The 14,895-nt window shown below is 67.9% G+C and carries 13 protein-coding genes; 4 read left to right on the top strand and 9 right to left on the bottom strand.

Annotation, left to right across the window (positions count from 1 at the left end; genetic code table 11):
• Nucleotides 1-33 precede the first annotated feature (33 nt).
• Genes EV192_RS35805 through arfA form a run of 4 tightly spaced genes read left to right on the top strand, consistent with a single transcriptional unit; the run spans nt 34 to nt 4,595 of the window.
• Nucleotides 34-1,290: an ABC transporter substrate-binding protein gene (locus EV192_RS35805; protein WP_132123062.1), complete on the top strand. Its 1,257-nt coding sequence runs from the start codon at nt 34-36 to the stop codon at nt 1,288-1,290.
• Nucleotides 1,278-2,210 (top strand): carbohydrate ABC transporter permease, encoded by a 933-nt coding sequence (locus tag EV192_RS35800; protein ID WP_207926426.1) that lies wholly within the window; start codon nt 1,278-1,280, stop codon nt 2,208-2,210. Before EV192_RS35805 ends, EV192_RS35800 begins: the two co-directional genes overlap by 13 nt.
• Nucleotides 2,200-3,066 (top strand): carbohydrate ABC transporter permease, encoded by an 867-nt coding sequence (locus EV192_RS35795; protein WP_132123061.1) that lies wholly within the window; start codon nt 2,200-2,202, stop codon nt 3,064-3,066. Before EV192_RS35800 ends, EV192_RS35795 begins: the two co-directional genes overlap by 11 nt.
• Before the next feature lie 17 nt (nt 3,067-3,083).
• Nucleotides 3,084-4,595 carry an arabinosylfuranosidase ArfA gene (gene arfA, locus EV192_RS35790; RefSeq protein WP_132123060.1) on the top strand — a complete coding sequence of 504 codons (1,512 nt, stop codon included), beginning with the start codon at nt 3,084-3,086 and terminating at the stop codon, nt 4,593-4,595.
• A 140-nt stretch (nt 4,596-4,735) separates the two neighbouring features.
• On the opposite strand, the gene EV192_RS35785 is transcribed toward arfA, so the two are convergent.
• From EV192_RS35785 to EV192_RS35750, 9 genes are all read right to left on the bottom strand, one after another.
• Nucleotides 4,736-5,605, bottom strand: a complete 870-nt coding sequence (locus tag EV192_RS35785) for a class I SAM-dependent methyltransferase (protein ID WP_132123059.1) — start codon at nt 5,603-5,605, stop codon at nt 4,736-4,738.
• 255 nt (nt 5,606-5,860) lie between these two features.
• Nucleotides 5,861-7,084: an MFS transporter gene (locus EV192_RS35780; protein WP_132123058.1), complete on the bottom strand. Its 1,224-nt coding sequence runs from the start codon at nt 7,082-7,084 to the stop codon at nt 5,861-5,863.
• A gap of 311 nt (nt 7,085-7,395) precedes the next feature.
• Nucleotides 7,396-8,100, bottom strand: a complete 705-nt coding sequence (locus tag EV192_RS35775) for an ABC transporter ATP-binding protein (RefSeq protein ID WP_132123057.1) — start codon at nt 8,098-8,100, stop codon at nt 7,396-7,398.
• Complete coding sequence (locus EV192_RS35770; RefSeq protein ID WP_132123056.1) at nt 8,094-8,852, bottom strand: ABC transporter ATP-binding protein; 759 nt, start codon at nt 8,850-8,852, stop codon at nt 8,094-8,096. Before EV192_RS35770 ends, EV192_RS35775 begins: the two co-directional genes overlap by 7 nt.
• Nucleotides 8,849-9,817: a branched-chain amino acid ABC transporter permease gene (locus tag EV192_RS55050; RefSeq protein ID WP_207926424.1), complete on the bottom strand. Its 969-nt coding sequence runs from the start codon at nt 9,815-9,817 to the stop codon at nt 8,849-8,851. Before EV192_RS55050 ends, EV192_RS35770 begins: the two co-directional genes overlap by 4 nt.
• Complete coding sequence (locus EV192_RS55045) at nt 9,814-10,683, bottom strand: branched-chain amino acid ABC transporter permease (protein ID WP_207926422.1); 870 nt, start codon at nt 10,681-10,683, stop codon at nt 9,814-9,816. The genes EV192_RS55050 and EV192_RS55045 overlap by 4 nt, the downstream gene beginning before the upstream one ends.
• Nucleotides 10,684-10,693: 10 nt before the next feature.
• Nucleotides 10,694-11,845: an ABC transporter substrate-binding protein gene (locus tag EV192_RS35760; RefSeq protein WP_207926420.1), complete on the bottom strand. Its 1,152-nt coding sequence runs from the start codon at nt 11,843-11,845 to the stop codon at nt 10,694-10,696.
• Nucleotides 11,846-11,898: 53 nt separating this feature from the next.
• A complete protein-coding gene (locus EV192_RS35755; RefSeq protein WP_132123054.1) occupies nt 11,899-12,339 on the bottom strand; it encodes a roadblock/LC7 domain-containing protein in 441 nt (146 codons plus the stop codon).
• A gap of 45 nt (nt 12,340-12,384) precedes the next feature.
• Nucleotides 12,385-14,496, bottom strand: coding sequence for a sensor histidine kinase (locus EV192_RS35750; protein WP_132123053.1), 2,112 nt, complete (start codon nt 14,494-14,496; stop codon nt 12,385-12,387).
• Nucleotides 14,497-14,895 lie beyond the last annotated feature (399 nt).

The following is a 14,895-nucleotide window of genomic DNA, read 5'->3' as shown; positions in this document are numbered from 1 at the left end:
ACACGTCTGGCCGACGACAGAAGGCGAGGTGTCATGAAAGCGCACGTGAACGTGGCCCTGGCGGTGGTCGCCGCCGCCGGGCTGCTGGTGAGCTCGGGCTGCGGCAGTTCCGGTTCCGACGCCGGTTCGGGCCCGGTGAAGCTGACCCTGCTGACCGGGTTCACCGGTCCGGACGCCCCCGCGTACCAGGCGCTGGTCGACGACTTCAACAGTGCCCATCCGAGGATCCAGGTCACCATGGACGTCCAGCCGTGGGACGCGATCGGCCAGAAGCTGCCCGCCGCGTGGGCGACCGGTCAGGGCCCCGATCTCGCCACGCCGAACTTCGACCCTGGCGTCATCTTCAACTACATCAGGACCAACTCCGTCCTGGCACTGGAGCCCGCGGTCGGCGACGGCGACACGAAGATCAACGCGTCCGCGTTCCCCAGCGCTGTGGCCAAGGCGTTCACCGTCGACGGGCATCTGTACGCGGTGCCCGCGAACCTCGCGTCGGTCGCGCTCTACTACAACAAGGAGATGTTCAAGGCGGCCGGCATCGCCGAGCCGCCCAGGACCGCGGACGAGTTCGTCGCCGCCGCCAAGAAGCTGACGATCGGCGGGGCCAAGCCGACCCAGTACGGCATCTCGCTGGCCGACCACCAGACGATCCAGATGTGGCCGATCCTGCAGTGGATGGCCGGCGGCGACATCGCCGGGGCGGATGGCTGCGCGACGATCAACTCCAGCGCGAGCGTCCAAGCCCTGCGGACCTGGGCGGACCTGGTCGCGAACGACCACGTCAGCCCGGTCGGGCAGACCGGCTCCGACGCCGACACGCTGTTCTCGGCGAAGAAGGCCGCGATGGAGCTGAACGGCCCGTGGGCCGCCGCCGGATTCCGCAAGGCAGGCGTCGACGTGGGCATCGCGCCGGTTCCGGTGGGCTCCGCGGGACCTGTCACCGTCGCGTCGACGGTGCCGTTGATGGTCGCCAAGAACACCAAGCACCAGGCCGAGTCGCTGGAGTTCCTGAGCTGGTGGACGGGCAAGACCGCGCAGGCGACGTTCTCGAAGAAGTCCGGGTTCCCGCCCGCGCGCACCGACGTCACGGTCGCCGACCCCGCCGTCGAGGTCTTCGCCAGCGGGCTGCCCACGGCCCGGCCGTACCTCAGCGGGCTCGCCGCGGCCACCAAGATCGACACCGATGTCTACGCGCCACTCATCGGCGAGATCACGCGCGGGGCAGACGTGCGGAAGGCCGCGGACACGGCAGCCGCGGCGATCAACAAGCTTACTGGTTGCCGCGGCTGATGGTCACGCTCGACGAATCCGTGGCCAGCACATCGACACCGGTGCGCGCGCGGCGCCCGGTGCGGTTCAACCCGGCGTACCTGTTCGTCGCGCCCGCACTCGTGCTCGCGGTCGTCTTCATCCTGTGGCCGATCGTCCAATCAGGATGGATGAGCCTGCACGACTGGACGATCGGCGCGGACTCGCACGCGTGGCTGGGCTTCGGCAACTTCGTCGAACTGTGGCACGACGACCGGTTCTGGAACGCGCTTCGGGTGACGCTCGTGTACACCGTGTTCGTCGTCGCCGGCCAGATCCTGGTCGGCTTGGCGCTCGCGCAGTGGCTACGGCGGACCACCTGGTACACGATGCTGCTGCGGTCGGCGTTCTTCTTCCCGACGATCGCCTCGCTCGCGGTCACCGGCATTGTCTGGAAATTCCTGCTGGACCCGCAGATCGGCCTGGTCAACGGGTGGCTCGGCAACCTCGGCTTGGAAGGCACGGCGTGGCTGCAGGACACCGCGCTCGCGCTGCCCGCGCTGATCGCGGTCGGGATCTGGAAGAACTTCGGGTTCTCCATGATCGTCCTGCTTGCCGCGGTGCAGGGGGTGCGCGCCGATCTGGTGGAGGCCGCCAAGCTCGACGGGGCCAACGCCGTCCAGCGGTTCCGGCACGTGACCCTGCCCGCGGTGCGCCCGGCGTTGCTGTTCACGACGGTGATCGGCACGATCAACGCGCTGCAGCTGTTCGACCTGAACTACGTGATGACCGGCGGCGGGCCGGTGTTCCACACCGAGTCGATCGTCATGTACCTCTACCAGCGCGGGTTTGTCGACTTCCGGCTGGGCTACGCCAGCGCCATCGCGTGGGTGCTCTTCCTGCTCATCCTGGTTGTCTCCGTCGTCCAACTCCGAACCCTGAGGTATCGCGATGACGACTGACGTGCAGGCTCCACCGTGGGTCGGTCCGCTGCTGCGCAACGCGAGAATCGGCGGTCGGGTGCTCGCCTGGATCGTGCTGACGGTGGCCGCTGTCGCCACGATCGTCCCGTTCCTGTGGATGCTGGGCGTCGCCTTCCGCAGCCCGGCCGACCTGTACGCCGATCCCGCACGGCTGTGGCCGGACCACTGGACCGGCGCGGGCGTGGAGGCCGTGCTCACTCAGTTGCCGTTCGCTCGACTCGCGGTCAACAGCATCGTGTTCGCGGGCGGCACGACCGTCCTACTGCTGATCATCGACTCGCTGTGCGCCTACGCACTGGCCCGGCTACGGTTCCGCGGCCGCAACCTCGTCTTCTGGACCATCCTGGCCACCCTGATGGTGCCCTTCCAGGTCATGCTCATCCCGCTGTTCCTCACCGTGTTCGATCTGGACTGGCTCAACACGTTCCAGGGACTGATCGTCCCCAGGGCGGTGAGCGCGCTCGGGATCTTCATGCTGCGCCAGTTCTTCGTGAAGATCCCGCCGGAGCTGGACGAGGCGGCCCGGGTCGACGGGGCCGGACCGCTGCGGATCTACTGGCAGATCATCCTTCCGCTGGCCCGGCCGGCCCTGGCGTCGCTGTTCGTGCTCCAGTTCATGGCGCTGTGGAACGACTTCCTGTGGCCGCTGGTGATCTCGAGCACCACCGAGATGCGGACCCTGCCGGCCGCGTTGACCCTGTTCTCCAGCCAGTCGGGGGTCGACCACGCGGCGATGATGGCGGGCGCCGCGATCTCCCTGTCCCCGCTGGCGATCGCGTTCCTGGTCGCCCAACGCTTCTTCACCGAGGGCATCGCCACCACCGGCATCAAGTGACTCGAAAGGAAACCCTCTTGCCTACCGCACAGGTCACCCTCGACCCGGCCTTCCGGATCGCCCCGGTGGGACGCCGGCTCTTCGGCTCGTTCGTCGAGCACATGGGCCGCTGCGTCTACGGCGGCATCCACGAACCCGGGCACAGCGAGGCCGACGTCGACGGGAACCGGCTGGACGTCCTCAAACTCGTCCGCGACCTCGGCGTCAGCGTGGTGCGCTACCCGGGTGGCAACTTCGTGTCCGGCTACCGGTGGGAGGACGGTGTCGGGCCGGTCGGGAACCGGCCGCGGCGACTCGACCTGGCCTGGCGGTCGATCGAGACCAACGCCTTCGGCCTCAACGAGTTCATGGCCTGGTCGAAGCTCGCCAAGCTGGAGCCGATGCTCGCGGTGAACCTGGGCACCAGGGGCATCCAGGAGGCCTGCGACCTGCTGGAGTACACCAACCACCCGGGCGGCACGCGGCTGTCGGATCTCCGCCGGGCACACGGCGTCGCCGAGCCGCACAACGTCCGGCTCTGGTGCCTGGGCAACGAGATGGACGGCCCCTGGCAGATCGGTCACACGACCGCGGACGCCTACGGCCGGCTCGCCGCCGAGACGGCCAAGGCCATGCGGCAGGTCGATCCGACCATCGAACTGGTGGCGTGCGGCAGCTCCAACGCGGACATGCCGACCTTCGGATCGTGGGAGGCCACCGTGCTCGACCACACCTTCGAGCACGTCGACTACATCTCCCTGCACGCCTACTACGAGCAGAACGGCGACGACCGGGCGAGCTTCCTCGCGACCGCCGCGGGCATGGACCGGTTCATCGAAGGCATCGTCGCCACCGCCGACCACGTCGCGGCGAAGAAGAAGTCGCGCAAGCGGCTGATGCTCTCGTTCGACGAGTGGAACCTGTGGCAGCAGAGCCGCTTCGGTGGTCACACGAACCTGTCGTGGGAGCAGGCCCCCCGACTGATCGAGGACACCTACACCGTCCAGGACGCCGTCGTCTTCGGCAGCCTGTTGATGTCCCTGCTGCGACACGCCGACCGCGTCGCCATCGCGTGCCTGGCCCAGCTCGTCAACGTGATCGGGCCGATCCGCGCGGAATCCGACCGGCCGGCCTGGGCGCAGACGATTTTCCACCCGTTCGCGCTCACCGCGCAGCACGCCCGTGGCGACGTCCTGCGTGTGGCGACGACCACCGACCTGTACGACACTGCCGAGCACGGCGCCGTGCCGTTGGTGGATGTGGTCGCCACGCACGACAGCGAGAGCGGCCAGGTCACTGTGTTCGCGATCAACCGCCACACCAACGAACCCGCTCGGCTCGACATCGATCTCCGCGCGTTCGGCGACCTGGTCGTGGCCGAGCACCTCTACCTGGGCGGCGACGACCTGGACGCGGCCAACTCGATCGAGACGCCGGAACGGATCGCCCCGGTCCGCGCCACCGGACACACCATCGACGGCGGACACCTGCGGGCTTCAGCGCCGCCGGTGACGTGGAACATGCTCCGGCTCGTCCCCCGACCGGCGTGACCGTACGACAACGCCGCCCTCTGGTTCCGACGCGACGAGCCCGGTAGGAACTGTCCGATCGGGACAATCCCTGCCGGGCTCGTTGTTGTCGCCGGCCCTGGTCACGGGCCGGCTGATCCGGTACTGGCCTGTTTCCCGCCCTAGCGGGGCTTCCGCAGCAGGAACAGGTAGGAGCCAAGGTGGTCATGGAAGAAGTCGCGGATCAACGGCATCACCGGGTCGAACCCAGCGACGAGTTCGGCACCGTAGGCTTCGACGATCTGGTCCTTGTTCCTGGCGTAGAGGTGTCCCATCAGCTCGCCGATGAACGCGACGTTCTGGGTCATGTCCTCGACCTTGGTCAGCTCGAAGCCCGCGTTGGCCGCCAGCTCCATGATCTTCGCCGGCGTGGTCGGGTACACGGTGTGCCAGGTCTGCTGGTACGCGCTCATCTGCTCGGCGGAAGGAGTCCCGCGGAGAACGAAGTCGCTGACCAGGAACTGGCTGCCCGGCCGCAGTACCCGGAAGGCCTCGTCGTATCCCTTCTGGCGGTCGGACAGGTGGCAGAACACCTCGAGCGACAGAGCGGCGTCGAACGATTCGTCCGCGAATTCCATGGCCATGGCATCGCCGTAGGAGAACGCGGTGCGGTCGGCGACGCCCCCTTCCTTGGCCAGTTCGACAGCCTTGGCGATCTGGCTGTTGCTGACGTCGATCCCGGTGACCTGTGCGCCGGTCTGCTGGGCGAACCGGATCGCCGGGACACCTGAGCGACAGCCGATGTCCAGCAGGTGCTCGTTCGCCTTCAACCCCAGGGTGTTGATGTGGTACGCGATCGTCTTCTCTTGCGTCAGGTTGGCCAGTTCGAGGAGCGTGGTCGCGGGCCGACGTTCACCGGGCAGGGTGAACATACTCATGTGCAAGCTGACATCGCTGGCAATCAGTGAGTGGAGGTCGGCGAACTGGTCGTAGGCGATTCCGACGTCCTGGGGGTTTGGTGTGTATTCGCCGACAGCATCAGTTGTCGTCATTGTTGAAGCTCCCTACTCGTTCAAGAACTTGTCCCAGGTCAAGGCAGTTTAACAATTGCGGGCACAAGCCGGAAGAGAAACCTTCACGTTCTTGGGTATGACGAAATCATGTGAATTACGGTGGCAGTGCGAAATCGGTACTGCTAAATCGGCGGTGTTACCTCGGCGCGACTACCGGGGTTCGCGGCCCGAACATATTCTGTCCGGGCCGCGAACCCGGCCGTGGGTCTTCCGGTTCCCGGGGCTGTGGGTTGATCAGTCGACGACCGGCACGTCGACCACCGGTACCGCCGGTCCGGCGGGCTGGCTGCTGCTGTTGCCGCCGAGGTGGGACCGCAGCAACCTGGTGACAGGTACGCCAAGCAGCGCGACCACGGCGATGACCAGGAACGCGACTGTGGGCTGATCCACCAGGAATCCCACCACGGTCGCCACCACCAGACTGCCGACGTTGCCGCACAACCAGATCAGGCCAGTCGCGGTGCCCTGCGCCCCGCCGGCGCGCCGTTCGGTCAGCTCCAGCACGATCGGCAACGACGGCATCAGCAGGAACCCGATGACGAGCAGGGAAAGCATCCCGGTGGACGTTCCCGGCGCGAAAGCGAGCGTCACACACCCCAGCGCGGCCACCGCCACCCCGGCGACCAGCAAAGGCAGCTCGACCCCGCGACGCACCGCGATGATCGGCAGGATCATGCTGCCCGCCACCCCGGCGATCACGTTGACCAGCAGGATCCAGCTGGCACTCGATCCGCTCACGCCCGCGGGTTCGAGCAGCGGCTGGGTGAAGGTGGTCAGTGCGACGAACACCCCGAAGGTGCAGAACACCAACAGGCACAGCCGGCGAATGACTTTGTCATTCCAGGCCACCCGAAGTGCCGCCCGTCCAGGTGAGGAGACAGTCGCGGTTTCGCGCAGCATCGGCGTGCGGAGCGCGATGAGCAGGGCCACCGCGGTCACCACGGCGATCAGTGTGCTGATCGTGAGCAGCCTGTTCAGGTCTGCCTCTTCGGGCAGAACGGCGGTGAGAACGAAAACCACGGCGCTGCCGGCGAAGGTGCTCGCCGAGCTGATCGCGATCCCGGCGGGGCGGTGCCGCTCCACCAGGTAGCGGACAGCGATCACGGTGATGGCGTTGAGCACCAGTGGTTGAGCGATCGCGGCCACCGTCTGTCCGGCCAACACCCAGCCGAAGTTGTCGCCGACCAGACGCATCACCGCACCGAGCGCGGTCAGCACCGCGCCAACCGCGAGCCCGCCGCGGAAGTTACGGTCGAGCACCAGTCCGGCCGGAATCGCGAGCACCACATAGAGCAACGGGAACACTTGGGCAAGCCAGCCGACCGCGGTCTCGGAAACCCCATAATGTGCCGCAGCGGCAGTGCTGACTCCGGCGAAGTTCAGCCATATCACTTGGGTGGCCGCGACAAACAACGCGAAGACCACGATCACCGACCATCGACTGGATTGCTGCGACATAGATCGCTCCTTCGTTCGACACACCACAAACCGCTGGCACAAAGCCGGCGTGGGTGCCGACCCGCCCATCGATCACATCACTCGGCTCCGGTTGGACAATGCGGTCGCGCATTGCACCAACTTCCGCACAGCATGCCGATCGAATGGGCGAGCATTGGCACCACCTTGCCTTGGATGGGTATGGTAACTATTCAGGTTGTGGGTGGCGGTGGTGTCCAAGGGTTTCCGGTGACGGCGGAGCGGGATGGCGTCGATTGCGGTAAGGCCGTGTCCCTTTTGGCGGGTTTTCCGAGGCCGACCGGGCTGACGGACTACCCGTCGAGCTCACCAATGGCCAACGCGTCGATCAAGGTGTGCGGGTGCTCGTGTGGGCCGCTGGCGGCCACCCGTCCGGAGCGAAGCACGGTGGTCTGGTCGGCGATGTCGGTGACCAGGGCCGGTTGGGGTGCGGTGAGCAGGATCGCCAGGCCGTCTTCGGCGAGCGGCCGGATCAGGCCGAGGATCTGTCTGGTGACAGCCGGGGCGAGGCCCTCGGTCGGCTCGTCGAGCAGGAGCACGGTGGGTTGGCCGAGCAGGGCTCGCGCGATGGCCAGCATTTGCTGTTCGCCGCCGGACAGTTGGCCACCGCGGTGTGACCATCGTTCGCTGAGACGGGGCAGCAGGTCCTTCGTGCGTTGGGGAGTCCATTGGGCGGCGCGGCCTCGGGCCGGTCGGTAGGCCACTCGGAAGTGCTCGGCGACAGTCAACGATGCGAAGACGCGCCGTCCTTGTGGGACAAGGCGTACTCCGTTGCGGGCGACGTGATGTGGCGGCCGTCCGGTGAGATCACGCCCGTTCAGTTTGATCTTGCCGGACGTGGCTGGGACCAGGCCGGCGGCTGCGTTCAACAGGGTTGTCTTGCCGGCTCCGTTGTGTCCCAGGATCGCGTGCACGTGACCGGGTTCCACGGTGAGGGTCACGTCGTGCAGCACAGTGCCGCCGTCGTAGCCGCAGCTCAGCGCGGTGAGACTCAGCATGTTTGGCTCACCGGCTCCACGGAGCCGAAGTATGCCCGCCGTACCTCGGGATCTTTCTGGATCTGCGCCGGGGACCCGGTCCGCAGCACCCGCCCGGCGTGCAGCACGGTGACGGCACTGGCCAGCGCGGTCACCACGTCAAGATTGTGCTCGACCAGCAGCGTCGCGACCTCGGCCGGCAGTTGCCCGAACAGCGCCACCAGGTGTGCCACGTCTTCGTCGGTGAGTCCGGCGGCGGGCTCGTCGAGCAGCAGCAGTCGGGGACACCCGGACATGGCCGCGGCGATGTCGAGAAGGCGCCGCTGGCCATGGGAGAGCCGGCCGGCCGGGTGGTCGGCGAAGGGCGCGAGTCCGAATTCGCCGAGGCGCTGGCGGCACTGGTCAGTCAACCGGCCCAACCGCCTCGACCCCCAGGTCGCCCTCGCGTGGGCATGCCGCCAGGCCGCCAGCACCAGGTTGTCCAGCACGCTCAGTCCGGGCACCACGGCGGGCTGCTGGAAACTACGGCCAATGCCCAGCATGCATCGTCGCGCCGAGGTCGCCCTGGTGATGTCGGTTCCGTTGAAGCGGATCCGGCCACTGGTCGGCCGAATGCTCCCGGCGATGAGGTTCAGCAGGGTGGTCTTGCCCGCGCCGTTGGGGCCGATGAGCGCGTGGCGTGCCCCGAAGCCGAGCGTGAAGTCAACCCCGTCCACCGCGGTGAGGGCACCGTAGCCGCGGGTCAGCCCGTCGGTCTGCAGCAACTCGGTCATGTCTTCGCCTTCCTCAGTCCGGAAAGCCACGGGCCGACTCCCGCGATCCCTTGGGGCAGTAGGTAGACGGCGACGAGGAGCAGCGCGCCCAGGAGCATCGGGCCATGCCCCGGCCATTGGTCGGACAGCCAGTCCCGCCCGGTGACCACCACCGCGGTTCCGACCAGCGCGCCCGCTACGGACGTCGTCCCACCGATCACCACGGCCAGCAGGATGAGCGCCGAGGTGTCGAAGGCCACGTCGGACGGCGAGACATAACGCTGGGTGGTGGTCAGCAACGCGCCGCCGATCCCCGCCAGCGCGCCGGCCGCCACACAGGTGACGAACAGGTAGCGGGTCACCGGATGCCCGCTGGCGCGCATCCTGGCCTCGTAGTCGCGACTGCCGGCCAGCAGCCGACCCGCCGGGCCGCGCAGTACCACCACGGTGACGGTGATCGCGACCGACGCCACCACCAGCACGTACCAGTACGTGGCTCGGTCGCTGATCATGCCGGGAGCGCCCCAGAACGGCCGTACTGGTGGGATGGCCGCCAAGCCATCAGTGCCGCCGGTCAGCGACGTCCATTGCGCGGCGGCCGTGGTGGTGAGCTCGCCGATGGCCAAGGTGATCATCAGGACAGTGACACCCCTGGCCCAGACAATGGCAGGGGCGGTCGCCGCGGCGAAGATCGCGGAGGTGCCCGCGGCGGCCAGCACTTGGAGCGGGCCGACCGTCGTCCCGGCCATGGACAGCAGAGCCATGGTGTAGGAGCCGACCGCGAAGGGGCCGACCTGCCCGAGGGTCGGCAGGCCCAGGTGGCCGGTCAGCACGGACACGCTCACCGCGAGCACGCCGAGCGCGAACGTCCTGGCGGCCACGGACAGATAGAAGTCGGGGACGCCGAGCGGAGCGACGGCGAGCGCGACCAGGGTCGCGATGGTCACCGCGCGGGTGACCGCCGGACGGCCGACGGGAATCCTCATGCCGCCCTACTCGTGCCCAATGGTGAGCGACGGGCGCGCAGCACCAACGCCCCCGCCATGGCCAGGAAGAGCAGATAGGGCGCCAGCGCCGGGGCGACGGCCACGCCGAGGGTCTGGATCTCGCCGACCGCGACGCTGGCCAGCAGGGCCCCGCCGATCGAACCGAGGCCGCCAAGGACCACGATCACCAAGGACAACAGCAGGACGATGTCACTGGTGTGCGGGCTCGGCCCCAGGATCGGCGCGCCGAGCGACCCGGCGAGGCCGGCCAGTCCGCCGGCCGAGGTGAGGACCGCGAAGTGGATCAGGCGGGGGTTGCTGCCCAGCGCGGCGACCATGTCCGGGTCGTCCACCGCGGCGCGGACCAGGGCGCCCTGTCGCGTCCCGGTGAGCACCAACCGCCCCACGACCGCGATCGCCAACGCGACCACGATGAACACCAGCCGGTAGGCGGGGTAGCGGTGCCCGGCCAGGTCCACAGTGGAGTCCAGGGCGGCCGGAATGGCGACCGGGAGGTCGTTCGGCCCGAACAGGCTGATCATGAAGTCCCCGCAGACCAGGGCGAGCCCGGCGGTCAGCACCGCTTGCGCGAGATGCCCCCGCCGGGCCAGCGGCGCGGTGAGTGCGGCCACCAGCGCCCCGCCGCCGCAGCCCGCGACGCAACCTGCCGCCACAGCGATGGCCATGGCAGTCCAGGTTCCGTCGCTGAGCAGCGCGGCGGCGTAGGCGCCGAGGGCGTAGAGCATGCCGTGCGTGAGGTTGAGCACGCCGCCGGTTCCGAATGCCAGCGTGAGCCCGGCCGCCACGACGAACAGCAGCAGCCCATAGGCCACTCCGTCGACCGCCGGCACGAAATAGGCGTCCACGTGCGAGTGCTCAGTCGCCGATGGTGGCCAGGTCCTGGATCACCACATTGGACAGTGCGCGCCCGTCCTTGCGGACCTCCCGCATGTACCACTTCTGCACCGGCGTGTGCGTTTTTTCGCTGAACTGCCATTCGCCACGCGGGCTGTCGATCTTTCCGAGGCTGCCCAGGGCGCGGTTGATCGCCTCATAGCTCAGGTCGTTCCCGGCCGCCGCGAGCCCGAGGTCGAGCACCTTGGCCACGTCGTATGACTGAACCAGGTAACTGTCCGGCGTCACCCCAGGATGCTTCTTGTCCCATTCGGCGACGAACCTCCGGTTGGCCTCGTTGTCCAAGTTGGACGCGTAGTAGGCGTTGGTCCTGATCCCGGTGGCCGCATCGCCTTCCGCGGTGAGCAACGTGCCCTCGGTGAGCGCGGCGGCGCTGTACAGCGGCAGGTCGGCGGCGTCGGACTGGTGGTATTGCTTGACGAAGTCCACAGCCTGGTCACCCGCGTAGAAGCAGTAGACCGCCTTGGCCCCGGACGCCTTGATACCGGCGAGGTAGGGCAGGAAGTTCTTCATGTCCTTGGCCGGGGTCATGGTCGGCTTGTGGTCGGGGTTCGCCAGCTGGCCGCCGACCTGGCTGAACGCGTCCGTGAAGCCCTTCATGAGCGCCTGGCCGGCCGCGTAGTCGGCGGCCATCGCCCACACCGGGCCGTCGACCTGATCCTTGATGTACTTGGCGATCGAGCTGCCGAACTGTTGGGTGATGAAGCTGGTGGCCCACACGCCCTGGACGCTGTCGACGGCCGGCCGGCCGTTCGCGCCGATCATGGTGACCTTGGCTTCCTGGACTTTCGGCGTGAGGACCTGGTAGGTCGCGCTGCTCACGATCCCGGTCAGCACCTGCACCCGGTCCTGTTTGATCAGTTTCTCGGCCAGGGGCACCGCGGCGTCGCCGCCGGCCCCCTCGTCGGCGACGACCAACTCCACTTGGCGCCCGCCCAGTTTGCCACCGTGCGTGTCCAAGTAGAGCTGGAAGCCGTCGCGCAACTCCTCGCCGAGTACCTTGTACACACCGGACAGAGAAACCAGCAGGCCGATCTTGACGGTCCCGGGCCCGCCGCCAGAGCCGTTGCTACAAGCCGCGACAGCGGGAACGATCAACGCTCCGGCCGTCATAGCCGCGAGAAGACGTCTTGTCCTCGATCGCCTCGGCATGGTGCTCCTTGTCCTCATCTGATGGGTGTTCCCTCATTGGCTGGGTGGGAGTTCATGGTGATGTCGCGGTTGCGCGCGGCTGGGGTGAGCGCGGGGCCGACCTTGTTGATGAGCTCGGCCATCTCGTAGGAGACCTGGCCGATGTCGCAGTTGCGGCTGGCGGCCACCAACAGGGACGCGCCATCGCTGACCGCCATGGAGAGCAGGAAGATGTCCTTCAGTTCGGTGAGGTTGCTGACGACCGGGGCCGCGGCCAGCAGTCTGGCCGCCCCGGCCAGCAGGCCCACCAGCCCGGAGGCGATCGCGGCCAGTTGTTCCGCCCCGGCGACATCGAGGGACCGGGCCGCGGCGACCACGATGCCGTCGGCGGACACCCCGACCACGTGAGTGACTCCCGGTACGCGTTCTGCGAAGTCGTTGAGAAGCGAGTCGATGTCGAGTCCGGGTTGGGTCACTTCTGCTCCACGAGGTTGGCGTCGTCCTGGTTTGCTGTGCCGCGGTCATGGCCCGCTGGGACGGCTGGCGCCGATGCCCCGGGCGTATGCGGCCATCACGCCGGCCACCCGCGAGGCGTCGCGGTGGTCGGCGGTGGTGTTCTTCCGCTTCGGGGAAACCGGGCGGTGCGGCGGTGGTGTGGCAGACTCGGGGCTGAACCAGTCGAAGTGTCGCTCGTTCCGCTCCTCGGACAGCGCGCGCCGGTCGGCCGGCCGGTACGGCCGGATCACGGTGCTCGGCAGGACGACGGTGGCGACAGTGCCTCGGGTGGCGGCTGTCCGTGAGTTGTCCGACCGTAGCTCGACCCGGATTCCGTACCAGGCGGCGATCTGCGCGACCACGGTCAAGCCCATCGAGCGGACGGCGCGCACGTCGATTGTCGGCGAGGTCAGCTGGGCGTTGACCGTCTCGAGGGTCTCGGGGTCCATGCCGATCCCGTGGTCGGACACGGTCACCACGACATTGGTGCGGGTTACGCGCGCCTCGACCACCACCGGCAGGCCCCCTGCGGAGAAGGCGGTGGCGTTGTCGATGAGCTCGGCGAACAGGTGCGCCAAGTGGCCCGCCATTTCGGGGGACACGTGGAGTTCGGTGTTCAGGGCCTCGTCCAGAATCCTGATCTCCACCTGGGTGTAGCGCTCGACCTGCGCGGCGGCCGCCTGCAGGACGTCGCCGCAGACCATCGCCGTGCCGTCCATCCGCGCCGACGCCTCGCCACCGAGCACGAGCAGGCTGTTGTTGTTGCGCCGCATCCGGCTTGCCAGGTGGTCCAGTTTGAACAGCTGGGCCAGGCGATCCGGGTCCTCCTCGGTGCTCTCCGCCACGTCCACCTGGGCGATCAGCGACGCGGTGAGCCGCTCGGCCCGCCGGGCCAGTGCGACGAATATCGCGTCCACCTGGTCGCGCAACTCGGCCTGTTGCGCGGCCAGATGCAGCGCCGAATGGTGCACCTCGTTGAACGCGCTGGCCAGCTGGGCGATTTCGTCCTTGCCGGAGGCGGCCACAGCGGGCGGCACGCGGTCGGCGAACTCCTTTGGCGTGGCGGAGCCGAGCGCGCCGCGGGTGCTCAGCGCCGACACCGCCTCGGGCAGGCGTTTGTAGGCCACCGCGTGGGCCGCGCTGCGCAGCCGCCGCAGCCCCCGGATCATCGGCCGGCCCAGCCAGACCGCGATGGCGATCGTGCCGGCCAGGGTGACCAGCACGGCGGCGGTCTCGATGGTGGCCTGCCGTTTCTGGGAGTCCAGGACGGCGGTGACCGAGTCGAGGACGGCCTGGTCGGCCTGCTGTTGTACGTCACCCAGATCGGCGATCTGCAGATCCATCGCCGAGCGCCACGCCGCGGGGTCCAATTTCAACCGCAGGCCGACCGGAGTCCGCGAGATGCTGTCCTGCAGCACCTGCGCCGCGAGCGCGGCGTGTCCCGCCCGGGCGTGGTCCAACCAGGCCTGCCACTGCCCGGAGGCGACCCGCTTGAATTCCAGGCTGGACTCGGCGACGCCGGCCTCGGATTCCAGGATCTCCTGGGCGATGGCGGGGGTGTAATCGTCGTCCAGTGCGCGCAGCGCGTCAACCTCTGTCTGGCCGACACCCGCGATCAGTTGGGACAACAGTGCGGCCGCCCGGATCTGGTCGGCGACCTCAACCGGTGCCGCGATCGCCACGTTCTCGCGGTAAGTGAGGAGGTCGGCCGCGATGATGCGGTATTGGAAGATCACAGCCGACAGGCTGACGGTCTTCCCGGACGCCACCTGTGACCGCACTTTCGCCAGGCCATTGAGGTCGCTGTCGACCCGGTCGAGCAGTCCGGCCAAATGCTCCGGGGGAGCCTGGAAATCCGCGCGCTTCTGCTTGTACTCATCGACCGTGGCGTCGGTCGCCGCCACCTGTTCGGATATGGCGGACGAGTCGCCTGTGGCAAGGACGGTGATCGAGGCGACCCGCTCGGCTTGCAGGTCCAATGTCAACTTTCCCGCGGTGCCCGCGATATCTGCGGCGGACCGCAGGTCGCCCACGGTGAACACCGCCTGGGCGGTGGCGAACAGGGCCAAGGTCGCGTACGCGACCACGGCAATCAGCGGAAGGGAGACCAACAATCCGATCTTCCTTGCGAGGCTCATGACACCACCAGCACGTTCATCCACCCAAAGACTGAGCCACAAGTCGGTCGCCCCATGCGGGAACTCACGGACGCCTTCTTACCGGTACGGCCCACAACTGGCAAGATGTTCAGGGCTTGCGGATAATTGACATGTCGAATTGATCTCATCGACGAGCTGGGTCAACGGAATTGGGCAATACGGACTTGATCAGGCAACCGTGCTGGTCAGGGAGTTGCCCGGTGTGATCGAATATGCGGTACATGGTGCCGCGGCCGCGATTGACCAGCGCGGCCAGGGTGTCGTGGGGCGGGGACGATCACCGATGCGGGATTGGTGGCCACGACCTGAGCGGGAAATGCCGTGCACAGTTCGGCCGGTGAGTGTAGGTACGGGTCGGCCAAAGGAAGTGAATACCAG

It is taken from the genome of Actinocrispum wychmicini (assembly GCF_004345645.1).
GTDB classification, from domain to species: domain Bacteria; phylum Actinomycetota; class Actinomycetes; order Mycobacteriales; family Pseudonocardiaceae; genus Kibdelosporangium; species Kibdelosporangium wychmicini.
The sequence above is the reverse complement of the archived record's forward strand: the minus strand, read 5'-3'. Positions and strand labels throughout refer to the sequence as shown.